Below are 22,474 nucleotides of genomic sequence, written 5' to 3'. Positions count from 1 at the left end.
GGGCCGAACGGGCGGCGTCAGGCCGAGCGTTGGGCACGCACGCGTGGGGCGTCCCCGAATCCGCCCGCCTGCTCGCGCGCGTGCAGCGCCGCCGCCACGACCGTGCGGGACTGATGCTCGACCTGGTGCTCCAGGGGCACCCAGCGGGCCCGGAAGCGCTCCGCGAAGGCGTCGCTCCAGGTCGTCACGAGGTGTTCGAGCAGGGGTGCCGCGCGGTCGTCGGTCTCCCGCAGGACCCGCAGCAGCATCGCCGCCGCCCGCAACGGCAGCCGGCGCCCGAACGCGTCCACGCTGCCGACGTACGCCATCGTCGTGTCGGCCGGCCGTGTGTGCATCCAGTCCGCGGCCAGGCCGGGCACCAGCTCCAGGGCCCACTTCGCGGCCCGCAGCAGCGGTGTGTCGACGCCCTTGAGGCGCGGCAGCGCGTCGGCGAGGACCCACTCCACCTCCCGCGTGTCCCGCAGCAGGCGGCGCGCCAGCCGCCGTATCGCCGCCGCCGGGGCGGGATGCGGTGCCGGGTCGTCCACCAGGTCGCTGGCCCACATCGGGACCTCCACGACCGCGGTGAGGCCGCCGTAGCGATGCGCGTGGTACCAGGTGCTGCGCCGGGCGTCGTCCGGCATGCTCGGGTACGCCACGTCCGAACCGGGCGCCGGCATCACATGCACCCCGGGCCCCGAGGCGGGCCAGCCCGCCGCGTCCGAGGCGCCCGTCTCCACCGGGATGTGCAGCTCCGCCGCCGACTTGGCGAACGGCTCGGCCAGCCCCGGTATGTCCTTCGTCAGCTGCACCCAGCTGCCGCCCAGATCGGTCCCGTGCAGGGTCACCTGGAGGTAGGGCCGCAGTTCGTCGATCACCCGGGTCAACGCCCGTGTCTCGGGCGGCAGTCGGTCGGGCGGCAGCACGGACGGCGACCACTCCGGCTGCTCGGGCCCGGCCGGCCGGTAGAAGCCCAGGTGGTAGTCGAGCAGGCTGCGCGGCGCCGGCGTGACATGCAGGCTCGCCCCGTCCGGATCCGCGCAGAGCAGGAAGTGCCAGGAGGTGTCCGACCTCAACTCCCTGTCCCGTACGGCCTGTTCGGCCAGGGCGAGGAGAGTGGAGCCGCCGGTCGGCTCGTTGGCGTGGGCGCCCGCGACCACCAGGACGGCCCGGTGGGCGTGCCCCACGGACAGCAGATGGAGTGGCCTGCCCGCGCGGGAGACGCCCACCTGCCGCAGGCTGCACAGGCCCGGCCGATGCGCGGCCAACGCCCTTGCGGACGAGACCAGTTCGGTCACACTGGGGTATCGCAACTCCGGCAGGAGACTCACCCCCGATTAGTCAGCCCCGGCTTCGCAATCGCAGTACTTCACGGGCTCCGAGAACTGTCAAGGAGACCGCGGGGGAGGCTACCGGGGGCGCCCAGGAGCATTTACCGGCAGCCGGTAGGGGCGTTGGTGCCAGCAGGGGGCCGGGGTTCTCCAGAGGGATTCGCGAGCGCTCGCGCTCACTCCCGGTGACGTCCCCGTCGTGCACACGCGCGTACCCCCGCACCGAGAACACCGACGTTGCCGTTCGTCACCGCACGCCCGCCGCCCGCTACGCACCCCGGGTCCGTACGCGGGTGCGAGCCGGTGGCCGGGACGGTCCTACGGCGTGCGGCCGGTCCGCGTACGCCGCAGGACCACGGGATACCTGTTTCACCCGTACGGCCGTACGAGGGCTGCGTCCCGCGCGGTGCGGTGGTCGGCTGGAGGCAGCCGCGTGTGCGCATGGCGCGGACGACCGGCCGCGCGCCCCACGGCGCGGGGCGGAGTGACGACCACGGGAGCGGACGGCGGTGCTGTGTCTCACGGACGTGCTCGTCACGCGGACCGCGGGCACCCCGGCCCGCCCACCGGGCCCACCGAGCCTGCGGACGGCCGTACGGGACCCGTATCCGCTCTACCGCCTCCTCCGCACGCACTACCCCCTGGTGTACGACGAGCCCTTCGGCGCCTGGCTCGTCAGCCGCTACGACGACGTCCGCGCCGCGCTCGCCGACCCGCGGCTCGTCCCCGTGCCCGGCGAACCGGCCGCGCCCGAGGCCGACCAACTCCTCGACCGGGCGCTGCGCGGGCCCGCGCTGGACGCCCTGACCGCCGCCGTCGAACGCGGCGCCCATGTCCTCGCCCGCAGGCTGGCCGCGCGTGAGGAGGCCGACCTGGTGGCCGAGTTCTGCGACTGGCTGCCCACCGCGACGGTCGTGGCCGCGCTCGGGCTGCCGTACGAGGAGACCGCGCGCGTGCACTGCTGGTGCCGCACGGGACTCGGTCCCTCCGGGGGCGGGCGTTCCGAACTGGGCGTCTTCCTGCGCCCGTTGACGGCCCGGCGCCGCGCTCACCCGGGCGGTGACCTGCTGTCCGTCCTGTGCGCCGCGCGGTCCGACGAGACCGTTACGGGGCTGGTGGGCACGCTGCTCGGCGCGGCGGGCGAGACCACCGCGCGGGCGCTGGCTTCGTTCCTCGCCAACCTCCTTGACCATCCGGGTCAGTTGGAGGTCCTCCGCGCCCGTCCCGAGCTCACGGCCGGAGCCTGGGCGGAGTCCCTGCGCCGCGATCCGCCGCTGCACCTCGTGCTGCGCAGGGCCGTCGAACCCGTCGGCGCGATCCCCGCCGGGGCCACCGTCGCCTGCCTGCTCGGCGCCGCCGGCCGCGACCCCGAGCGCTTCACCGACCCCGACCGCTACGACGCCTTCCGCGCCGACCCCGGCCCGCTCGGCCACGGCACCGGGCGCCGCACCACCTCCGAGGCCCTGCTCGCCCGGCTCACGGCCGAACACGGTCTGCGGGCCCTGCTGGCCGCCCTGCCGGGCCTTCGCCGCGCAGAGGGCGCCCGGACGGCGCCTGAGGACCTGGTCCGGCGCTCGCCCAAGATCCTCAGGGTCCGCACCCGCTAGTGGCTCTCGCCCACCCGCTCCAACAGGACCACCGGCAACTCCCCGAAAACGTCGTCCACGCGCGCGTGCCCCGTGAACTCCCGCTCCGGAGCCAGCACATCGGCCCATCGCCCCGGCGGCAGCGGCAGCACGGTGTCGCGCCAGCCACCCGCCTCCGCGAGCCGCGCCGACAGCCGGGTCACCGCCGTGACCACGGCCCCCGAGCGCGCGAACGCCACGCAGTGCGCCGCCGCCGGGCCCTGTGCCGTCAGCGGGGCGTACGTCGCCGCGTCCCCGAAGACCTCGGGGCGCCGGGCCCGCAGCCGTAGCGCGGCGGCCGTGAGCGCGCCCTTGTCGCCGGGGTGCGGCGGCGGGAACGGCACCGGGCGGCGGTTGTCGGGGTCGACCAGGGCCAGGTACTCGGTCTCCGTGCCCTGGTAGAGGTCCGGTACGCCGGGCATCGTCAGCTGGACCAGGGCGGCGCCCAGCATGTTGGCCCGGATGTGCGGATCCAGTGCCGTGCGCAACGCGGTCACGTGCTCGCCGGGCGCCCCGCACGGGCCCGCCGCGACGAACGCAGCCACCGCCTTCTCGTACGGCGGCTCCTGCTCCGTCCAGCTCGTGTACAGGCCCGCCTCGCGCACATGCTTCAGCAGGGCCTCCTGGACGCGCTCCGCGTCCGCCGGGCCGAGCCCGAACACCGTCTGCCAGGCCGCCCACGCCAGTTGAGCGTCCGGCGCGCCCTCGCCGGTGCGGGTCACCTCGGCCAGCACGTCCGCCCAGCGCTCCGGTACCTCGGTGAGCACGGCCAGCGCGGCCCGTACGTCGGCACTGCGCTTGGTGTCGTGGGTCGACAACACCGTGCCCATGGCGGGCCAGTCGCGCTGCACGCGCGCGCAGTACGCGTGGAAGTCATCCGGGGACACCGCGGGGCTGCCCGGGTTCCCGCCCACCTCGGTCGCCGACAGCAGCGGCACATAGCGGTAGAAGGCCGTGTCCTCCACGGACTTGGCCCGCAGCGCGGACGAGGTCTGCGCGAACCGCGTCCGGAACTCCACCTGCTCGGGCCCGTCCCCGTACCGCCCCAGCAGCAGCTCCCGTACGACGTCGACGGCGCCCGCCTCCTCCGGGACGACGAACGCCTGCCGGGCCTCGGCCGCCGCCTCCTCGGTGACGACGGCAGCCGTGTCGCCCGAGGTGTACGGCCGGTACACCTCCAGGCGGACCAGCAGCTCCAGCAGCGCGGTCCGCAGCGCCCAGGGGGCCCGGTCGCGCAGCGCGGGGTCCGGGGACGTGGCACAGAGGCGGGCCGCGACCCGGGTCAGCCGGTTCATCTCGGCGACCAGTTCGTGCGTGAGCACCTTGTACGCCGCCCGCCGTACCGTCGCCTCCCACTGCCCGCCCCGGTCGGTCTGCGGGGCCGCGAACCTCCGGTACTGGCCCAGGAGTTCACCGGCGCCCGCCGGGTCCGTGAACAGGCCGTCGACCTGCCGGAGGGCGTCGTAGCCGGTGGTGCCCGCGACGGGCCAGGACGCCGGCAGGCGCTCCCCGTCCGCGAGGATCTTCTCGACGACCGTCCAGCGGCCGCCGGTCGCCTCGTGCAGCGTCTGGAGGTAGTCGTCGGGGTCGGCGAGGCCGTCTGGGTGGTCGACGCGCAGGCCGTCGACGACGCCCTCGTGCAGCAGTTGCAGCATCTTCGCGTGGGTGGCGTCGAAGACCTCCGGGTCCTCGACGCGCACCCCGATCAGCTCCGAGATGCTGAAGAAGCGCCGGTAGTTGAGCTCGGTGCGGGCCAGCCGCCACCACACCGGGCGGTACCACTGTGCGTCCAGGAGCCGCGGCAGCGGCAGCTCCGCGGTGCCCTCCCGCAGCGGGAAGACGTGGTCGTAGTAGCGCAGGACGTCACCGTCGACCTCCAGGTGCTCCAGCTCCGCGCCGACGGGACCGCCCAGCACCGGCAGCAGCACCTGCCCGTCCTGGGCCTCCCAGTCGATGTCGAACCAGCGCGCGTACGGCGACTTGGGGCCCTCTCGGAGCACCTCCCACAGGGCGTGGTTGTGGCGCGGGGACATCGCCATGTGGTTCGGGACGATGTCCACCACGAGACCGAGACCGTGCTCCCGCGCGGTGCGCGCGAGGGCCCGCAGGCCGTCCTCGCCGCCGAGTTCGTCCCGTACGCGCGCGTGGTCGACGACGTCGTAGCCGTGCGTCGAGCCCGGGACTGACTCCAGGACGGGGGACAGGTGCAGGTGCGAGACGCCGAGCGACGCCAGGTACGGCACGGCCGCCGCTGCCGCCGTGAACGGGAACTCGGGCTGCAGCTGCAGCCGGTAGGTGGCCGTGGGCACTGCCGGGTCGGGTCGCTCAGGTGTCATGCAGACCTACGTACCCGCCCGGCCGTCTTTCGTGTCATCGACTCCCGCATCCGGTCCGCTGATCGGCCGACCGCGTGTCCGGCCGGCCGACCGTGCTCCTTCTAGGTGGGCCGTTGCAGCACCGTCATGCTGCGGTCCACCAGGGTCAGCCGGTCACCGGCCTTCACCTTCGCGCCGGTGCCCGCCGGCACGCCCTCCGGGCGGCCCGTGTCCACGATCACCTCCCACTGGCGGCCGTGATTGACCGGGACGACGAATTCCAGCGTCTCAGGAGAGGCGTTGAACATCATCAGGAAGGAGTCGTCGGCGATCCGCTCCCCGCGCTGACCGGGCTCCGAGATGGCGTTGCCGTTCAGGAACACCGACAGCGCGGACGCCTGCGCCGAGTCCCAGTCCCGCTGGGTCATCTCCTTGCCCTCCGGGGTGAACCATGCGATGTCCGACAACTCGTCGTGGGTGCCCTCCACGGGCCGCCCGTGGAAGAACCGCCGGCGCCGGAACACGGGATGCTCCTTGCGCAGCCACACCAACGCGCGCGTGAAGGCCAGCAGCTCCGACGAATCGCCGTCGCTCTCGGGCCACTTCACCCAGGCCAGCTCGCTGTCCTGGCAGTACGCGTTGTTGTTGCCCTTCTGGGTGCGCGCGAACTCATCCCCGTGGCTGACCATCGGCACACCCTGGGACAGCATCAGCGTGGCGATGAAGTTGCGCTTCTGCCGCTCGCGCAGCGCCAGGACGACCGGGTCGTCGGTGTCACCTTCGGCCCCGCAGTTCCAGGACCGGTTGTGGCTCTCACCGTCACGGTTGTCCTCGCCGTTGGCCTGGTTGTACTTGTCGTTGTACGACACCAGGTCGTTCAGCGTGAACCCGTCGTGGCAGGTCACGAAGTTGATGGACGCCAGGGGACGGCGGCCGTCGTCCTGGTAGAGGTCGGACGAGCCGGTCAGCCGGGACGCGAACTCCGCGAGCGCCCGGCCTTCGCCCCGCCACAGATCCCGCACGGTGTCGCGGTACTTGCCGTTCCACTCGGTCCACAGGGGCGGGAAGTTGCCCACCTGGTAGCCGCCCTCGCCGACGTCCCAGGGCTCCGCGATCAGCTTCACCTGGGAGACCACCGGGTCCTGCTGCACGAGGTCGAAGAACGACGACAGGCGGTCCACCTCGTGGAACTGCCGTGCCAGGGTGGCCGCGAGGTCGAAGCGGAAGCCGTCGACGTGCATCTCGGTGACCCAGTAGCGCAGCGAGTCCATGATCAGCTGGAGCACGTGCGGGGACCGCATGAGGAGCGAGTTGCCCGTCCCCGTGGTGTCCATGTAGTAGCGGGGGTCCTCAGCCAGCCGGTAGTACGAGGGATTGTCGAGGCCCCTGAAGGACAGCGTCGGCCCCAGGTGGTTGCCCTCGGCGGTGTGGTTGTAGACGACGTCCAGGATGACCTCGATACCGGCCTCGTGCAGCGCCCGCACCGCCGACTTGAACTCCAGGACCTGCTGGCCGCGGTCGCCCCAGGAGGCGTACGCGTTGTGCGGGGCGAAGAAACCGATCGTGTTGTAGCCCCAGTAGTTGTTCAGCCCCATGTCGACAAGCCGGTGGTCGTTCACGAACTGGTGCACCGGCATCAGCTCCAGGGCGGTCACCCCCAGCTCCACCAGGTGCTCGATGACCGCCGGATGCGCGAGCGCCGCGTACGTGCCGCGCAACTCCTCCGGCAGTCCCGGGTGTTGCATCGTGAGGCCCTTGACGTGGGCCTCGTAGAGCACGGTTTCGTGGTATCCGTGCCGGGGCAGCCGGTCGTCGCCCCAGTCGAAGTACGGGTTGACCACGACCGACGTCATGGTGTGCGGCGCCGAGTCCAGGTCGTTGCGCTTGTCGGGCGCGTCGAAGTGGTAGCCGTACACCTCCTCGCCCCAGGCGATCGATCCGCTGACCGCCTTCGCGTACGGGTCGAGCAGCAGCTTCGCGGAGTTGCACCGCTGGCCGCGCTCGGGGGCGTACGGGCCGTGCGCGCGGAAGCCGTACCGCTGTCCGGGCATGATGCCGGGCACGTACGCGTGCCGCACGAAAGCGTCGCTCTCGCGCAGTTCCACCGCCGTCTCCGAGCCGTCGTCGTGCAGCAGACACAGCTCTACTCGGTCCGCGGCCTCCGTGAAGACCGCGAAGTTGGTGCCGGCGCCGTCGTACGTGGCACCGAGTGGATACGCCTCTCCAGGCCAGACCTGCATGGTCACGACTCTTTCAGCCGGGCCCCGCCACCGGGGCGCCTTGGCCATGAGTCTCCCCGAAAGTGAGGGAACCACCTATGACTTACGTCCCTCTTACCAAATGACCAGTGGATACGACGTATGCCGTATCCCGAAGGAAGTGCGACACACACCACTCCCAGCGGTCCGGGGAAGGGCCCAGGGGGAGTAGGGGGAAATGTGCGAAGGACAGTGCACCGCCACCTGGGCAAAGTGGTGGCGGGTACGGCCATAGCGGTGGCCGGGACCGCCGTGATGGTCGCCGTCACCCTGCCGGGCACGGCGGGGGCCGACGAGTCGGGCGGCACCGGCAAGGCCGCCGGATCAGCCCAGCAGCAGGCGGCCGACGGACAGGGCGCGGCACCCGGAGTGGTGCAACAGGCCCCCGCCGAGGGCGAGAAGGGCACGGGCCGCGACCCGCTCACCGACGACGAGACCAAGCGCGTCGAGCGGATCGCGGTGAACCAGCAGTTCCTCAACTCCAGTGAGAACGTGGACGGCAAGCGCGGACCGCAGCGCCTCGACGTGCAACTCGCCGACCCCGAGACGAGCGAGCTGGACAACCCGAACGCGCCGCGCCGCGCGGACGTGACGTTCTACGACTACAAGGACGACACGGTCGTCACCAAGACCGTCAACCTCGACACCGGCAAGGTCGAACAGACCGGCACCCAGCACGGGGTGCAGCCGCCGGCGAGCCATGCCGAGGACGTCGAGGCGGCCGAGCTGCTGCTCGCCAGCCCGCTGGGCGCGGGCCTGAAGGCCGACTACAAGGACGCCACCGGCAACGAACTCACCTCGCCCGACCAGCTGTTGCTGATGGCCATGGTCTACAAGGCCACGCCGGGACGGCAGTCCGGAGACCTCGACCAGTGCGGCGACCACCGCTGCGTGCGGCTGTTCCCGAAGGTGAAGAACGGGCCGTGGATCGACGCCCGTGACTTCGTCGTCGACCTGAGCGCCCGCAAGGTCGGCAAGCTCACCGGCTGAACCGGCCGCGCCCGTCGCGCGGTTCCTCGTCCACTGTCCCAACTTGCTTCTCCTGTAAGGGAGTCACTTCTTCATGCGCGTCAACAGAATCAGCCGTGCCCGCAGGCGGGGGGCCGTCGGGCTCGCCCTCGCCACCCTGGCCGCCGGTGCCACGGCCGGCGCGGGACCGGCCGTCGCCCAGCCGAAGGCCGCCCCGGCCGCCGCCGCACCCGGGTGCAGCGCCGCCTACACCATCGAGCAGAAGCTCTCCACCGGCACCACCTGGCGGATGTGCTGGCACTACGAGCGCGAGGCCGGCCTCGTCCTGGAGAACATCTCCTACCAGCCGCCCGGCCAGGCCACCCCCATCAAGGTGCTCGCCGACGCCAAGCTCGCCCAGATCCACGTCCCGTACGACGACGGCAAGAACGAGTACAGCGACCTCACCCAGTACGGCTTCGGCACGGGCCTGATGAACATGGCGCCCGGCGAGTGCCCCGGCGGCACCATCAAGACCGTCAAGGTCCCCGACGCCATCGACCCGGCCCACCCGAACGTCAAGGGCCTCTGTACGACGACCCGTTCGCGCGGCCACGCCTTCCGCATGCAGGGCGACAGCGCCAACAAGGTCTTCCAGACCCAGGGCAAGGACTTCCTCGTCTACACGGTCAACCAGGTCGGCTGGTACGAGTACATCACCGAGTGGCGCTTCCAGGACGACGGCACCATCAACATGAACGTCGGTGCCACCGGCAGCCTTTCGCCCTACGACTACGACGCGGGCGACGGCCGCGGCTGGCCGCTCGGTAAGGGCGCCACGGCGTACGCGACGAGCCACCAGCACGACGTCTTCTGGAAGTTGGACTTCGCGCTCGACGGCTCCTCCAAGGGCCGCGTCGAGCAGTACGACTCCGCCGTCACCACGCACGGCGCCAACACCCCCACCAACAAGACCACGTTGACCAAGGTCACCAAGGAACTCGCGGGCGACGCGAAGAACATGCGCTGGTGGCGCATCGTCAGCGCGACCGGCAAGAACAAGGACAAGCACGCCCGGTCCTACGAGATAGTCCCCGGCCCCACCACCAAGTACCCGGGCCGCAGCTTCACCCAGCACGACGTGTACTTCACCGAGTACAACAAGTGCGAGCAGTTCGCCAGCGACAACCTGCCCAACTGCGGTGCGGGGCACCCGAAGCAGGTCGACAAGTGGGTCAACGGACAGACCCTCACCCACCCCGTGGTCTGGGTGAACGTCGGCTTCCACCACATCGCCCGCGACGAGGACCAGCAGCCGATGCCGGTCCACTGGCAGGGATTCTCCATCGCCCCGCGTGACGTCACCGCTATGAATCCGCTCACTCCGCCCGCCCTCGCGAACCAGAACGGCAATGTGAACGGCGGAAGTTGAGAAACGACCCTGTCCATCCGGCTGCACCGCCGACCGGTCCCGGAGTACCCTTCCTTGATCGTTGAGACTGGGGAGAGCTCGGGGGAGCGGAAGGCGGTGCACGGGTGGGCTCGGGAGGGCTGGAGTTGCCCCCTGGTGACGAGGGTCACGAGGGGAACTCCGCAGAAGTCCCGCCCGGCGCGGTGTCCCTGGCACGTCCGATGGACGCGGCTGGATCCATCGGTCCGGAGCTGGACTGGGACGCCGACGCCTGGCGCGAGGTGCGTACGCGCGCCCAACGAGCCGGCCGCGCCTACATCTGGCTGAACCTCGTCGAACAGCGGCTGCGCGCGGTCGTGGCCGCTGTTCTGCGTCCCATCTACGAACCCGTCCACGGCGACGAGTGGGTGGTCGCCGCGGCCGGACCGGCCGGCCAGGAGTGGGTGCAGCGCGCGGTCGCCGTCCGCGAAGTCAGCCGCCGCAAGGGCTACTTGCTCGACCCGGCCGACGACAACGTCCTCAGTTTCCTGACCCTGCCGCAGCTGCGTGAGCTGATGGTGCAGCACTGGCCGTGCTTCGAGCCGTACTTCGACGAGCGCCGCGACGTCGAACTCGCCCTGGACGAACTGGAGGTGACCCGCAACGTCGTCTCCCGCAACCGCGCCCTGTCCGAGGCCGTCCTCAACCAGGCCGAGCGGGCCTCCGCGAAACTCCTGGAGACCCTCGGCGCCGGCAGCGACGTGCCCTCCGCGCGCCGGCTGCCCGTCGACGCGGTCGAGGAACTCATCGGCGACCGGTTCGCCGACGTGGTCGCCGTCCACCCCGACCGGGTGCGGCTGATGCGGCAGTTCCCGGCCGAGGACATCTTCGGTGGGGCCCGCAGGGTCGACGCCATCGGCATCGGCCTCAACCTGCTCGTGCAGAACTTCTCCGGCCGCCGGCTGGTCCGCCTCGCCGAGTCGGGCTGCCGGGTACGGCTGCTGTTCCTCAACCCCGCCTCCAGCGCGGTGAAGCGGCGCGAGCGTGAACTCGGCATCAAGCGGGGCGAGTTGAGCCGCGCCGTCGAGATGAACATCCTGCACATGCGGCGGGTGCGGTCCCGGCTGCGCGACCCCGCGGCCTTCGAGATCCAGGTCTTCGACGAGACACCCCGCTTCACGGCGTACCTCGTCGACGGCGACGGCACGGACGGCATAGCCGTCGTGCAGTCCTATCTGCGCCGAAGCCGCGGCATGGAGGCACCGGTGCTGGTGCTGCGGAACGGCAGTCGACTGGTCAAGTCGGACGAAATGGATGACAGCGCACTTTTCCCCATCTATCGCGACGAGTTCGAGCAGATGTGGGCGGATTCGCGACCGGTGTCCTGACCTGTCCGAGGCCCGGTCCACGGCTAAGCGGAACGCGGTCATCGGATTGTCAGTGGCTCATGCGATCGTGGAGACCACTGGGGGAAAGCACCACCGAGAAGGGGGGCCGTCATGGCCTGGCACCAGGAGCTGCTCATCGGCTTCGACCTGGAGACGACGGGGACCGAGCCGCGCGAGGCGCGCATCGTCACGGGCGCGGTCATCGAGGTCAGGGGCGGACGCCCGATAGGCCGCAAGGAGTGGCTGGCCGATCCGGGCGTGGAGATCCCGGCGGACGCCGTCGCGGTGCACGGCATCACGAACGAACGGGCCACCACCGAGGGCCGCCCCGCCGACCAGGTCGCCGAGTCGATCGCGGACGTCCTCGTGACGTACTGGAAGACGGGCGTCCCGGTCGTCGCCTACAACGCGGCCTTCGACCTGACCCTGCTCTCCGCCGAGCTGCGCCGGCACGGACTGCCGTCCCTGCGCGACCGGTTGGGCGGCACCGACCCCGCCCCGGTCATCGACCCGTACACGATCGACCGCTCCGTGGACCGCTATCGCCGCGGCAAGCGCAACCTCGAAGCGGTCTGCCAGGAGTACGGCGTGGTCCTCGACTCCGCGCACGACGCCTCCGCCGACGCCCTCGCCGCCGCCCGCCTGGCCGGCGCGATAGCCGACCGCCACCCCAAGGTCGCCGCCCTCGGCCCCGCCGAGCTCCACCGCCGCCAGATCGAGTGGTACGCGGAATGGGCCGCCGACTTCCAAAGCTTCCTACGCCGCAAGGGCGACCAGGACGCGGTCGTCGACGGCACATGGCCGCTGCGCGAACTGGAAGACGAAACGGTCTAGATCCGCGGCTCGGGCAGCGCCCCAAAGGGGCGCGGGGAACTGCGCGACCGGCCACAGACGACCGTCAGTCGCCCGAATACCTATCGGCCCCGTTCAATAGGCGCTCAGAACGGAAACCACCGCACCGTCTCGTCCCCGTCCCGCAACGACCCCACCCGCCGCCGAAACTCAACAAGCGCCTCAGGATTGCTCGGCGCATGCTGAGCAACCCAGGCACAGCTGGCCGTCTCCCGGGCACCGCGCAGCACCCCGCACCCGTCCCACGCCCGCACATCCCACCCGTACGCCTCGACGAACGAGTCATAGGCCCGAGCCGGAAAGGCATACCGGTCGCGGGAAAGGGCCATCACCACCAGGTCGTGCTCACGGAGATCCGAGGAGAAGGTCTCCAGATCGACCAGCACCGCCCCGTCCGGCCCGACATGCACATTGCGGGGCAACGCGTCACCGTGAATCGGCCCAGGCGGCAGGTGCGGCGTAAGCGCGGCCGCGGCCGCCGCGAAACCGTCCCGCCGCTCCCGCAGATACGCCGCGTCCGCCGGATCGATCGCGTCACCCGCGAGCCGCAGCCAGCGCTCCACACCGCCCAGCAGCTCGCGGGGCGGAAGGTCGAAGGACGGGGCGGGGAGCGCGTGGACGAGGCGTAGCAGTTCGGCCAAATCCCGGGGCTCGGCCGGGCGTACGGAATCGGCCAGCCGGTGCCACACCGTCACCGGGTGCCCCTCGACCAGGCGCGCCTTCGGCTCCGCGGCCCGCACCGCGGGGACGCCGGCCTCGGCGAGCCAGAGCGCGACATCCAGCTCGCGCCGGGCGCGGTCGAGGAGTTCGGCGTCACGGCCCACCTTGACGACCAGGTCACCGGCGGCGAACACCGCGTTCTCCCCGAGGGCGAGGAGCCGCGCGTCCCGCGTCGCACCGGGCAGTACGTCCGCCGCGGCCAGTACGTCCCGGGCCCGTGCCTCGTCCATCGTCCGCCTCCGAGTGATCCCTGTGCGTGTGCGTACGGCGTCGGGTTCCCGCCATCCGACGGCCAGTGTCCCATTCGCACAGGTGGGACGGCGTGCGAGGTGCCTTGACGAGGCACGACGTGTTCACGACCATGACGGGGCCCGACCGGGCCGTGCAAAGGGGCTGATTCCATGACATCGGTGACGGAGGCGCGGAGACCACCGAGCCGCGCGCCGAGCCGCGACCGACAGCGACGCGCCCCCGACCACGCGGCCTGGTTCCTGGTCCTACCCGCCCTGATCCCGATCCTCGTGCTCAGCGTAGGACCCCTCCTCTACGGAATCCTGCTGGCCTTCACCGACTCCCAGTCGGGCCGCACCGCGCCCACGCAATGGATCGGCGGTCTCAACTTTCGGGACCTGCTGCACGACACGCTGTTCTGGGAGTCGTTCCGGATCGGGCTGGTGTGGGCGATCGGCGTGACCGTCCCCCAGTTCCTGCTCGCCCTCGGCCTCGCCCTCCTCCTCAACCAGGACCTGCGGATGCGCTGGCTCGCCCGGGCGCTGGCGATCGTCCCGTGGGCGATGCCCGAGGTCGTCGTGGGCATCATGTGGCGCATCGTCTACAACCCGGACGCGGGCATCCTCAACGAGACCCTGCACGACCTCGGCCTCGGCAACGGCCGGGACTGGCTGAGCAGTCTGACGACCGCGCTGCCCGCCGTGATCGTCGTCGGCGTCTGGGCCGGCATGCCCCAGACGACGGTCGCCCTGCTCGCCGGACTGCAGAACACCCCGCGCGAACTCCACGAGGCGGCGGCCGTCGACGGCGCCGGAGCCTGGCGCCGCTTCCGCACGGTCACCTGGCCCGCCCTCAGACCGGTGGCGCTGGCGATCACGGCGCTCAACCTGATCTGGAACTTCAACTCGTTCGCCCTGGTCTACGTCCTGACCAACGGCGGACCCGGCGGCCGGACCCGGCTGCCCATGCTCTTCGCCTACGAAGAGGCCTTCCGCTACGGCCAGTTCGGCTATGCGGCGGCGATGGGGTGCGTGATGGTCGCGGTGATCTCGGTGCTCCTGGCCGTCTTCCTCGTGGGCAGGTTGAGGGGAGGGGACGACGCATGAGGACCAGCGCAAAGTCCGGTACGCGGACCAACGCCACGTCCGGCATGAGGACCAGCACCGGGGCCCGCGCCGGACAGTACGTGGCCCTGCTCGCGTACCTCGTCTTCCTCGCCTTCCCGCTCCTTTGGCTGATCTCCACCGCGTTCAAGTCCCCGCGCGAGCTGGGCAGTCTGCACCCCACCTGGATCCCGAGGCACCCCACCCTCGCCAACTTCCGCCAGGCCTTCGACGAACAGCCGCTGCTGCACGCCGCGTTGAACTCCCTGCTCGCGGCGTTCGGAGCCGCGCTGATCGCCGTGGTGATCGCGACACCGATGGCGTGGGTCATGGCCCGGCGCCGGACACTGCTCGCGCGGGCAGTGACCGGGTGGGTGGTGGTCAGCCAGGCGTTCCCGTTCGTGCTGGTGATCATCCCGCTGTTCCTGGTGCTGAAGAACCTGCGGCTGATCGACTCCCTGGCCGGGCTGGTGCTCGTCTACGTCGTCTGGTCGCTGCCGTTCGCGCTGTGGATGCTGGTCGGCTATGTCCGGGCGGTACCACCGGAGTTGGAGGAAGCGGCGGCGGTCGACGGCGCCGGGAGGCTCCGCACACTCGTATCGGTCACGGCACCTCTGCTCGCGCCGGGAATCGTGGCGACGGCGCTCTTCGCGTTCGTCACCGCGTGGAACGAGTTCTTCTTCGCGCTGGTCCTCCTCAAGACCCCGGAGAAACAGACCCTCCCGGTCGTCCTCACCCACTTCATCGGCGCGGAGGGCGTGGCCGACCTGGGTCCACTGGCCGCCGCAGCGTTCCTCGCGACCCTGCCCTCACTCCTCGTCTTCGCCCTGATCCAACGCCGCATCACCGGAGGCATGTTGACCGGGGCGGTGAAGAACTGATGCGCCCCCGCTGGATCCTCGCCCTGGTCCTGACCCTGCTCCTCGCCGGCTGCACGAGCGGCGGCGGAAACGGCTCCACGCCCGGCCGAATCACCCTCCGCTTCCAGTCCCTGGCCTGGCAGGACGAGTCCGTCACCGCCAACAAGGAACTGGTGAAGGAGTGGAACGCCACCCACCCGGACGTCAAGGTCGAGTACGTGCAGGGCAGTTGGGACAGCGTCCACGACCAACTCCTCACCTCCTTCGAGGGCGGCGAGGCCCCTGACATCATCCACGACGCCTCCGACGACCTCGCGGACTTCGCCTACGGCGGCTACCTCGCCGACCTCCGGAACCTGCTCCCCGCCCGCCTCAAGTCCGAGATCCCACAACGCAGTTGGGATACGGCGACCTTCGGGAACGGCGTCTACGGCGTGCCGTTCCTCCAGGAGCCCCGGGTACTCATCGCCAACGCCGCCTGGCTGAAGAAGGCGCACGTACGCATCCCGACCCCCGAACACCCTTGGACCTGGCCCGAGTTCAGGGACATCACCCGGCGGCTGAGCGGCAACGGCAAGTACGGCGTGGCCTGGCCGCTCAAGGAGCCGGTGTCCGCGACGCTCAACCTGTCGCTGTCGACGGGCGGCGAGCTGTTCCACCGGGGTACGGACGGCAAGGTGACCGTTCGCTTCGACAAGGCCGATCAGGTCGTCCCCCGCACGATCCACGACCAGGTGAACGTGGACCACAGCGCCTCACCCACGACCCTCGGCAGCGGCGGCTCGGACACGCTTCCCGGGTTCTTCGGCGGCAAGTACGCGATGATCCCGCTCGGCTTCTCCTACCGCCAACAGATCGTGCAGCAGGCCCCCAAGGGCTTCGACTGGCAGGTCCTGCCCGCCCCGTCCGGCGCCGACGGTCTCACCCAGGGTGTCAGCCCACAGACCCTGTCCATCGCCGAGGACAGCCCCCACAAGAAGCAGGCCGCCGAGTTCGTCGACTTCCTCCTCCAGCCCAAGAACATGGTCCGCCTGGCCCTGGGCGACTGGATGCTCCCCACAGGCACGCAGGCCCTCAGGTCCCCGGCCCTGCACACCACCAAGGACGACTGGGCAACCGGTACGGCACTCGCCACCGACCTCGCCTCAGCACCCGCACAGTCCGTACGCGGCTACCCCGAGTGGAAGGACAAGGTGGCAACCCCGGCATTCCAGGAGTACTACAGCGGAGCGATCACCCTGACCGACCTACGCCAACGCCTACAGAAGGACGGCAACTTGGTCCTGGCGAGATACCAACGCTGAGAGGCGCCCTCCAGGGGAGCGCCCCATAGGGGCGCGGGGAACCGCGCGACCAGCCACATCGCACCCGCACCCGCCAAACAACCGCACCCCCTCCCCAGATGGCGCTCCCCTCCACAAAACCCCGTTGCCCCACCCCAACCCCGCCACCTAGCGTGATCCCATGTCCGCCGCGAACGCGATCATCAACTCCGGTCTCGGCCGGAGCTGCACGTATGCGATCCGCATCCGCCGCAGCCCCGGTGCCCTGACCGGCCCGGGCATGCACGCCCGCTGAAGCTTCTCCCTTTCTTCCGGTCGGGGCCTTCGTCTGCCCGTATGCCCTTCACGGAAGACAAGGACCGCAGGCCATGGCCCGCCCCACCCACGTTTCCCGCGCGCTCTCGCAGAACTTCCTGGCCGACCGCGCCACCGCCGAATACGTAGCCCGCCTGGCCGTCCCACACGGACGCCACGTCCGCTCCTCCTCGAAGTAGGCGCAGGAAAAGGCGCGTTGACGGCGAAACTCGCCCCCCACTGTCACGAACTCCACGCCCACGAGATCGACCCCCGCCTCGTGCCGAAACTCCGCACCCGCTTCTCCACCACACCCCAAGTACAGGTAATTGCCGGGGACTTCATGGACACCCGACCCCCACGCACCCCGTTCGCCGTCGCCGGAAACGTGCCGTTCTCCCGCACCGCCGACATCGTCGACTGGTGTCTGCGCGCCCCCGCCCTCACCGACGCCACCCTGCTCACCCAACTGGAGTACGCCCGCAAACGCACCGGGGACTACGGCAGTTGGACCCTGCTGACGGTCCGCAGCTGGCCCCGCCACGAGTGGCGACTGGTCGGCCGGGTGGACCGGCGCCGGTTCCGTCCCGTGCCGCGCGTCGACGCCGGGATCGTACGGATCGAACGGCGCCGGACCCCGCTGCTCGAACCGGCCGCGCTGCGCGACTGGCGGCACCTGGTCGAGCTGGGTTTCTCCGGGGTCGGCGGCTCGCTGCACGCCTCGCTGCGCCGGGCCCACCCGAGACGACGCGTGGACGCCGCGTTCCGTGCGGCGCGGCTCGATCCATGCGTCCTGGTGGGCGAGGTGTCCCCGGGCCACTGGCTGCGGCTGCACAGGGAACTGACGTCGTAGAAGAGCTGTCGTAGGACATGGGTGAGGGCCTGCTGGTTCCCCCGGGATACCAACAGGCCCTCGATCAAGGGGAGTTACCTCCGCGGACTCACACCCGTAGGGGCTCGCCCTCGCCCGTCACCGTGGACGTGGGCGTGATCTCCTCCGGGGACTCGTCATGGGTCAGGTCGGGCAGGCGGTGGAGCCACTTCGGGAAGTACCAGTTGCGCTCGCCGAGCAGTGCCATCACCGCGGGGAGTAGGACGCCCCGGATGACCGTGGCGTCGATGAGGACCGCGGCTGCGAGGCCGACGCCCATCTGCTTCATGGACTGCATGGACAGGGTGCCGAAGATCGCGAAGACGGCGACCATGATGACCGCGGCGCTGGTGACGACGCCCGCTGTGGTGACCACCCCGTGCCGGATCGCGTCCTGGGTCGAACGGCCGCGCAGCCGCGCCTCGCGGATACGGGAGACGACGAACACGTGGTAGTCCATCGACAGGCCGAACAGGATCACGAAGAGGAACAGCGGCAGCCAGGTGACGATCGCGCCGACGCCCTCCGCGCCCACCAGTGAGGCGCCCCAGCCGTGTTGGAAGACGGCGACGAGGATGCCGTAAGCGGCGCCCACGGAAAGGAGGTTGAGGACGATCGAGGTGATCGCGACCGTCAGCGAGCGGAACGAGAGCAGCATCAGCAGGAAGGCGAAGACCACGACGAACGCGAAGACCGGGACGACCGACCCGATGAGTTGGTCGTTGAAGTCCTTTGATCCCGCGACCTGTCCGGTGATCGGTGCCTGGACGCCGTCGACCTTGCCGAGGGTGGCGGGCCGTACGTCGTCGCGCAGTTTCTCCAGGCTCTTCGCGGCCTTGTCCTGGTCGGAGCCGCCGACGAGCGGGACGTAGACGAAGGCGACGTTCTGCGCGTCGTGCAGCTTGATGTCGACCGGGCCGCGCGAGGCACCCGAACTGATCGCCCGCGCCTTGAAGTCGGCCAACGCCTGCTTGACCTCAGGTGAGTTGATGTCCTTCGCCTTGACGACCACCTCGGCCGGCTCGGAGCCGCCCGGGAAGGCGTCGTTGACGCGGTTGTAAGTCCCCACGATCGGGAGGGAGTTGCCGAACTCCTGGTCCAGGGTGAGGTTCTCGGTCTTCATGCCGACCGCGGGAGCGGCGATCGCGAGCAGCGCGCCGGTCGCCACGAGGACGGAGACCAGGGGCTTGGCGAGCACGCGGCGCAGGACGGCGGTCCAGAACCGGCTCTCTCCGTTGCCCCGGCGGCCGCGTCGGCGCAGGAACGGGATGCGGCCCTTCTCGACCCGCTCGCCCAACAGCGAGAGCAGCGCGGGCAGTACGGTCACCGAGCCGACCATCGCGACCGCGACGACCATCAGCGAGGCCAGGCCCATCGCCTCGAACTCGGCGAGCCCGGTGAACAGCATGCCCGCCATCGCCACGCACACCGTGACACCGGAGACGATGATGGCGCGGCCACTGGTGGCGGCGGCGATCCGCAGCGCGGCCCCGGCGTCCCGGCCGGCCTCGCGCTCCTCGCGTTCGCGGCGCAGATAGAACAGGCAGTAGTCCACGCCGACGGCCAACCCCACCAGCAGCATCACGGAGTTGGCGGTGTCGCTCATCGGCTGGACGTGGCTGACGAGGCCCATCAGACCCATCGTCGCCACGATCGCGGTCATGGCCAGCGCCACCGGCAGCAGCGCCGCCACCAGCGCGCCGAACGCGATCAGCAGGATGCCGAAGGCCACGGGCAAGGCGGAGTACTCGGCCTTCTTGAAGTCGTTGCCGAAGGCGTCCTTGTACTGCTTCGCCATGCTGGCGCTGCCGATCTCCTCGATCCGCAGCGAACCGTGGTCCTTCTGCACCCCGGCGACGGCCTTCAGCACCGGCTCCACCCGGTCGCCGGCGGTGTCCGCGTCGCCGCGCATGTCGAACTGGACGAGCGCGCTCCGGCCGTCCTTCGAGATCGTCTTCGTGTCGTACGGCGAGGTCACGTCCGTGACCCGGCCGGTCCCCTCGACGGCCTTGACGACGGCGGTGACCGTGGAGCGGAACTCGCTGTCGGTGGACGTGACCGACGCGTCCTTCGACTGGATCAGGATGGTCTCACCGGCCGGTTCCTTGATCCCGGCGTCGTCGATGATCGTGGCGGCGGTGTGCGTCTCGCCCTTCAGCTGGTCGCTCTCGTCGACGTCGACACGGCCCACCGCCGAACCGATCCCCATGGCCAGCACCACGAACAGCACCCAGATGCCGACCGCGGCCCACCGGTGTCGGGCGCTCCAGCCGCCGGCTCGGGCGGCGAGCCCCCGTACCCGCGAATCTCCGTTCCCCATGACGGGCTTGCCCCCTTGTGCACGGTGACAGCCCCCTGCCGCCACCTCATGGTTCGAAGGTATGCGCGGAATAAGAACGTCCCCTCGTGCTGACCGGTGAGGTATCGGACGACCGGCTCCTCCGCACGGACAGCGGGTCCTCAGTACTGGGGAGGACGGCGGCCCCTTACATCTATCGGTGCGGCTCGGGGGCGGTGATCAGGGTGTCCGATGCGTCGGGCGGGGTCCGCTTTGTTATTACGAAACGTTGTTGAACAAGTCACAGGTGTCGGTAGGTGTGCCTGTAGGTGTTGATCCGGAGCCACCTCATCCGCCAGAGTTTCCGCACACCCGCACACCACATGGAGCGGCCGTCGTGCCCACCCCCACGGGGCACGAAGGCCGCTCTATGGTGTGCGGATGACGACGACCTATGCGGCGCTGCTGCGCGGAATCAACGTGGGCGGCAACAAGAAGCTCCCGATGGCCGACCTGCGCACGCTCCTCGAAGGCCTCGGGCACGACAGCGTCCGCACCTATCTGCAGAGCGGCCAGGCCGTGTTCACGAGCGGAAACGGCGACGAGGAGTTCCTCGCGGCGGAACTCGCGCAGGCGATCGAGAAGCGGTTCGGCTTCACGGTCGACGTCATCGTCCGCGACCACGCCTACCTCAAGGCGATCGCCGACAACTGCCCTTTCCCGGCCGCCGAGTTGGAAGGCAAGCAACTCCACGTCACCTACTGCTCGGTGCCTGTCGCCGAGGACCGCTTCGCGGGAATCGACCAACCCGCCTACCTCCCCGAGGAGTTCCGCCTCGGCGACCGCGCCCTGTACCTCTACGCCCCCGACGGCCTCGGCCGCTCCAAGCTCGCCGTGGAACTCTCCCGGCCGCGGCTGACCAAGGGGCTGATCGCGACGTCCCGCAACTGGAACACCGTGGTCAAACTCGTCGAGATGACCGCCAGTTGATCTGATGCCGTACCCGATGACCCGGCCCGCACGCGCTGTGCGAGGCTCGTCCCATGCGCTACATCATCATCGGAGCAGGGGCGGTCGGCGGGGCCATCGGTGGCCGGCTGGCCGGGGCGGGGTGCGAGGTCGTGCTGGTCGCGCGGGGTGCGCAACGGGCGGCGCTGGCCGAGCACGGACTGCGGCTCAAGGTGCCGGACGGGGAGTCGACGTACCGGCTGCCGGTCGTCGAAGACCCCGCCGAACTCGGCGAGTTGAGGACCGACGACGTGCTCGTCCTCGCCGTCAAGACACAGGACAGCGAGGCCGCGCTCGCACTCTGGGGCCCGGCACCGGTCACCGGCGGCGGCACGGCCGCCGAACGACTCCCCGTCGTCTGCGCACAGAACGGCGTGGAGAGCCAACGGCTCGCGCTGCGCCGCTTCCAGCGGGTCTACAGCGTCTGCGTCTGGCTGCCCGCGACCTTCGTCGAACCGGGTGTGGTCGCCGCCGAGGGCACCCCGCTCACCGGCATCCTCCACCTCGGCCGCTACCCGCACGGCACGGACGAGACCGCCCGGCTGATCTCCGCCGACCTGGAGAAGTCGCGGTTCGAGGCGCCGGTCGTGCCGGACGTGACGCGCTGGCAGTACGCCAAGCTGCTCAGCAATCTCGGCAACGCGATCGAGGCGGTCGTCGAGGTGCTCGACACCGAGGAGCACCTCGCGTTCTACCGGCGGGTGCGGGCCGAGGGCACGGCCGTGCTCGACGCCGCCGGTATCCCGTACGCGGGCGCCGAGGAGGAGAAGGCGGCGCGCGGCGACAAGATCCAGCTGGTGGAGATCGACGGCGCGCCGCGCGGCGGCGGTTCCTCCTGGCAGTCGCTGAACCGGGGCACCGGCACCATCGAGGCCGACTACCTGAACGGCGAGATCGCGCTCCTTGGGCGGCTGCACGGCGTACCGACCCCGCTCAACGACCTGCTGCAACGGCTCGCGAACGCCTTCGCGCGGGAGCGCAGGACACCCGGTTCGCTGCCGTTCGACGAGCTGGTCCGCCTCGCCGACGACGCTGTCGCGTTTGTTCAAGAGTCCTGACGGCGCCCTCCCTAGCGTGGGAGCCATGAGCAACCACGACCTGAGCAACCACGAACAGCACCCGCACCCCCACGACCTGCACCCGTACATGATCGAATGCGCCGCCGAGGCCGCCCGTGTCGCACGCGGTGTCCGTGCGACACAGCTCGACGACCCCACGCACTGCCCCGACTGGGACGTCCGCGCGATGGTCAACCACTGGGTCCTCTACACCTCGCACGGGCTGGAACACCGTGCCCTGCGCAAACAGCTCTCCGAGGAGCTGACCGCGCGCGACTTCACCGCCGACCCGGACTGGGCACAGGCGTACGCAGCCCAGCTGGACCGGGCCGTCGCCGCCTGGGCCGACCCGGCGGTGTGGGAGGGCGAGGTCGACCTCGGCATGGCGAAGATGCCGGCCGACGAAATCGCCTCGATGATCATCAAGGAGCTGGCGGTGCACGGCTGGGACGTCGCCGCGGCCACCGGCCAGCAGTACACCGTCTCGGACAGTGCGGCCGGCCTCGTCCTCGCCGTGGTCGAGAAGCACGGCGACCTCTACCGCCAGTACGACGGTTTCGCCGATCCGGTCCCCGTACCGGACGACGCCCCCGTCTTCGAACGTGCCCTCGCGTTCAGCGGACGGAACCCGAGGCAGCGGGTCACGGCCGAAGTGGACCAGTGAGAGAGTGCTGTATTGGGC

Annotated in this window: 16 protein-coding genes and 1 pseudogene; 12 read left to right on the top strand and 5 right to left on the bottom strand. The window is 70.5% G+C overall.

Going from position 1 to position 22,474, the window contains the following annotated elements; translation table 11 throughout:
• Nucleotides 1–17 precede the first annotated feature (17 nt).
• Entirely contained in the window at nt 18–1,310 is a 1,293-nt protein-coding gene (locus OG504_RS13935) for a M14 family zinc carboxypeptidase (RefSeq protein WP_405990115.1), read from the bottom strand.
• Between the two features lie 509 nt (nt 1,311–1,819).
• On the opposite strand from OG504_RS13935, the gene OG504_RS13930 reads away from it, so the two are divergent.
• Nucleotides 1,820–2,917, top strand: coding sequence for a cytochrome P450 (locus OG504_RS13930; protein WP_405990114.1), 1,098 nt, complete (start codon nt 1,820–1,822; stop codon nt 2,915–2,917).
• Here the strand turns inward: OG504_RS13930 and treY are convergent.
• Both treY and glgX read right to left on the bottom strand, forming a co-directional pair.
• On the bottom strand, nt 2,914–5,271 hold the full coding sequence (gene treY, locus OG504_RS13925) for a malto-oligosyltrehalose synthase (RefSeq protein ID WP_405990113.1): 2,358 nt from the start codon (nt 5,269–5,271) through the stop codon (nt 2,914–2,916). The genes OG504_RS13930 and treY overlap by 4 nt on opposite strands.
• A 101-nt stretch (nt 5,272–5,372) precedes the next feature.
• Nucleotides 5,373–7,490: a glycogen debranching protein GlgX gene (gene glgX / locus OG504_RS13920; RefSeq protein ID WP_405990112.1), complete on the bottom strand. Its 2,118-nt coding sequence runs from the start codon at nt 7,488–7,490 to the stop codon at nt 5,373–5,375.
• Between the two features lie 198 nt (nt 7,491–7,688).
• On the opposite strand from glgX, the gene OG504_RS13915 reads away from it, so the two are divergent.
• The 4 genes from OG504_RS13915 (at nt 7,689) to OG504_RS13900 (ending at nt 12,068) form a co-directional block, all read left to right on the top strand.
• Nucleotides 7,689–8,498 carry a Tat pathway signal sequence domain protein gene (locus OG504_RS13915; RefSeq protein ID WP_405990111.1) on the top strand — a complete coding sequence of 270 codons (810 nt, stop codon included), beginning with the start codon at nt 7,689–7,691 and terminating at the stop codon, nt 8,496–8,498.
• Nucleotides 8,499–8,571: 73 nt separating this feature from the next.
• A complete protein-coding gene (locus OG504_RS13910; RefSeq protein ID WP_405990110.1) occupies nt 8,572–9,888 on the top strand; it encodes a copper amine oxidase in 1,317 nt (438 codons plus the stop codon).
• A gap of 104 nt (nt 9,889–9,992) precedes the next feature.
• Nucleotides 9,993–11,234 carry an SAV2148 family HEPN domain-containing protein gene (locus OG504_RS13905; protein WP_405990109.1) on the top strand — a complete coding sequence of 414 codons (1,242 nt, stop codon included), beginning with the start codon at nt 9,993–9,995 and terminating at the stop codon, nt 11,232–11,234.
• Nucleotides 11,235–11,345: 111 nt separating this feature from the next.
• Nucleotides 11,346–12,068, top strand: coding sequence for a 3'-5' exonuclease (locus OG504_RS13900; protein ID WP_033281503.1), 723 nt, complete (start codon nt 11,346–11,348; stop codon nt 12,066–12,068).
• A 104-nt stretch (nt 12,069–12,172) separates the two neighbouring features.
• On the opposite strand, the gene OG504_RS13895 is transcribed toward OG504_RS13900, so the two are convergent.
• Nucleotides 12,173–13,036 carry a phosphotransferase enzyme family protein gene (locus OG504_RS13895; RefSeq protein WP_405990108.1) on the bottom strand — a complete coding sequence of 288 codons (864 nt, stop codon included), beginning with the start codon at nt 13,034–13,036 and terminating at the stop codon, nt 12,173–12,175.
• Nucleotides 13,037–13,207: 171 nt separating this feature from the next.
• Between OG504_RS13895 and OG504_RS13890 the strand changes: the two genes are divergently transcribed.
• From OG504_RS13890 to erm, 4 genes and pseudogenes are all read left to right on the top strand, one after another.
• Nucleotides 13,208–14,143, top strand: a complete 936-nt coding sequence (locus tag OG504_RS13890; protein WP_405990107.1) for a carbohydrate ABC transporter permease — start codon at nt 13,208–13,210, stop codon at nt 14,141–14,143.
• A gap of 44 nt (nt 14,144–14,187) precedes the next feature.
• Nucleotides 14,188–15,021, top strand: a complete 834-nt coding sequence (locus OG504_RS13885) for a carbohydrate ABC transporter permease (protein WP_405996330.1) — start codon at nt 14,188–14,190, stop codon at nt 15,019–15,021.
• A complete protein-coding gene (locus OG504_RS13880) occupies nt 15,021–16,304 on the top strand; it encodes an ABC transporter substrate-binding protein (protein WP_405990106.1) in 1,284 nt (427 codons plus the stop codon). Before OG504_RS13885 ends, OG504_RS13880 begins: the two co-directional genes overlap by 1 nt.
• Before the next feature lie 347 nt (nt 16,305–16,651).
• A pseudogene (gene erm, locus OG504_RS13875) lies at nt 16,652–17,430 on the top strand (ErmE/ErmH/ErmO/ErmR family 23S rRNA (adenine(2058)-N(6))-methyltransferase).
• Between the two features lie 88 nt (nt 17,431–17,518).
• Here erm and OG504_RS13870 read toward each other — a convergent pair.
• On the bottom strand, nt 17,519–19,768 hold the full coding sequence (locus OG504_RS13870) for an MMPL family transporter (RefSeq protein ID WP_405990105.1): 2,250 nt from the start codon (nt 19,766–19,768) through the stop codon (nt 17,519–17,521).
• A 399-nt stretch (nt 19,769–20,167) separates the two neighbouring features.
• On the opposite strand from OG504_RS13870, the gene OG504_RS13865 reads away from it, so the two are divergent.
• From OG504_RS13865 to OG504_RS13855, 3 genes are read left to right on the top strand one after another with little or no spacing between them, the layout of a single operon-like run.
• A complete protein-coding gene (locus OG504_RS13865) occupies nt 20,168–20,716 on the top strand; it encodes a DUF1697 domain-containing protein (protein WP_405990104.1) in 549 nt (182 codons plus the stop codon).
• A gap of 53 nt (nt 20,717–20,769) precedes the next feature.
• Complete coding sequence (locus tag OG504_RS13860; RefSeq protein WP_405990103.1) at nt 20,770–21,792, top strand: ketopantoate reductase family protein; 1,023 nt, start codon at nt 20,770–20,772, stop codon at nt 21,790–21,792.
• 25 nt (nt 21,793–21,817) lie between these two features.
• Complete coding sequence (locus tag OG504_RS13855) at nt 21,818–22,456, top strand: TIGR03086 family metal-binding protein (RefSeq protein ID WP_405990102.1); 639 nt, start codon at nt 21,818–21,820, stop codon at nt 22,454–22,456.
• Nucleotides 22,457–22,474: the final 18 nt, after the last annotated feature.

Origin of the sequence: Streptomyces sp. NBC_00986, from assembly GCF_045162565.1 — a bacterium.
Taxonomy (GTDB): Bacteria; Actinomycetota; Actinomycetes; order Streptomycetales; family Streptomycetaceae; genus Streptomyces.
The sequence above is the reverse complement of the archived record's forward strand: the minus strand, read 5'-3'. Positions and strand labels throughout refer to the sequence as shown.

Coding starts and splice junctions, on each gene's coding strand:
- treY (WP_405990113.1), bottom strand. CDS start 5,271: ATGACACCTGAGCGACCCGACCCGGCAGTGCCCACGGCCACCTACCGG.
- OG504_RS13860 (WP_405990103.1), top strand. CDS start 20,770: ATGCGCTACATCATCATCGGAGCAGGGGCGGTCGGCGGGGCCATCGGT.
- OG504_RS13865 (WP_405990104.1), top strand. CDS start 20,168: ATGACGACGACCTATGCGGCGCTGCTGCGCGGAATCAACGTGGGCGGC.
- glgX (WP_405990112.1), bottom strand. CDS start 7,490: ATGCAGGTCTGGCCTGGAGAGGCGTATCCACTCGGTGCCACGTACGAC.
- OG504_RS13880 (WP_405990106.1), top strand. CDS start 15,021: ATGCGCCCCCGCTGGATCCTCGCCCTGGTCCTGACCCTGCTCCTCGCC.
- OG504_RS13885 (WP_405996330.1), top strand. CDS start 14,188: ATGAGGACCAGCACCGGGGCCCGCGCCGGACAGTACGTGGCCCTGCTC.
- OG504_RS13870 (WP_405990105.1), bottom strand. CDS start 19,768: ATGGGGAACGGAGATTCGCGGGTACGGGGGCTCGCCGCCCGAGCCGGC.
- OG504_RS13910 (WP_405990110.1), top strand. CDS start 8,572: ATGCGCGTCAACAGAATCAGCCGTGCCCGCAGGCGGGGGGCCGTCGGG.
- OG504_RS13890 (WP_405990107.1), top strand. CDS start 13,208: ATGACATCGGTGACGGAGGCGCGGAGACCACCGAGCCGCGCGCCGAGC.
- OG504_RS13855 (WP_405990102.1), top strand. CDS start 21,818: ATGAGCAACCACGACCTGAGCAACCACGAACAGCACCCGCACCCCCAC.
- OG504_RS13900 (WP_033281503.1), top strand. CDS start 11,346: ATGGCCTGGCACCAGGAGCTGCTCATCGGCTTCGACCTGGAGACGACG.
- OG504_RS13895 (WP_405990108.1), bottom strand. CDS start 13,036: ATGGACGAGGCACGGGCCCGGGACGTACTGGCCGCGGCGGACGTACTG.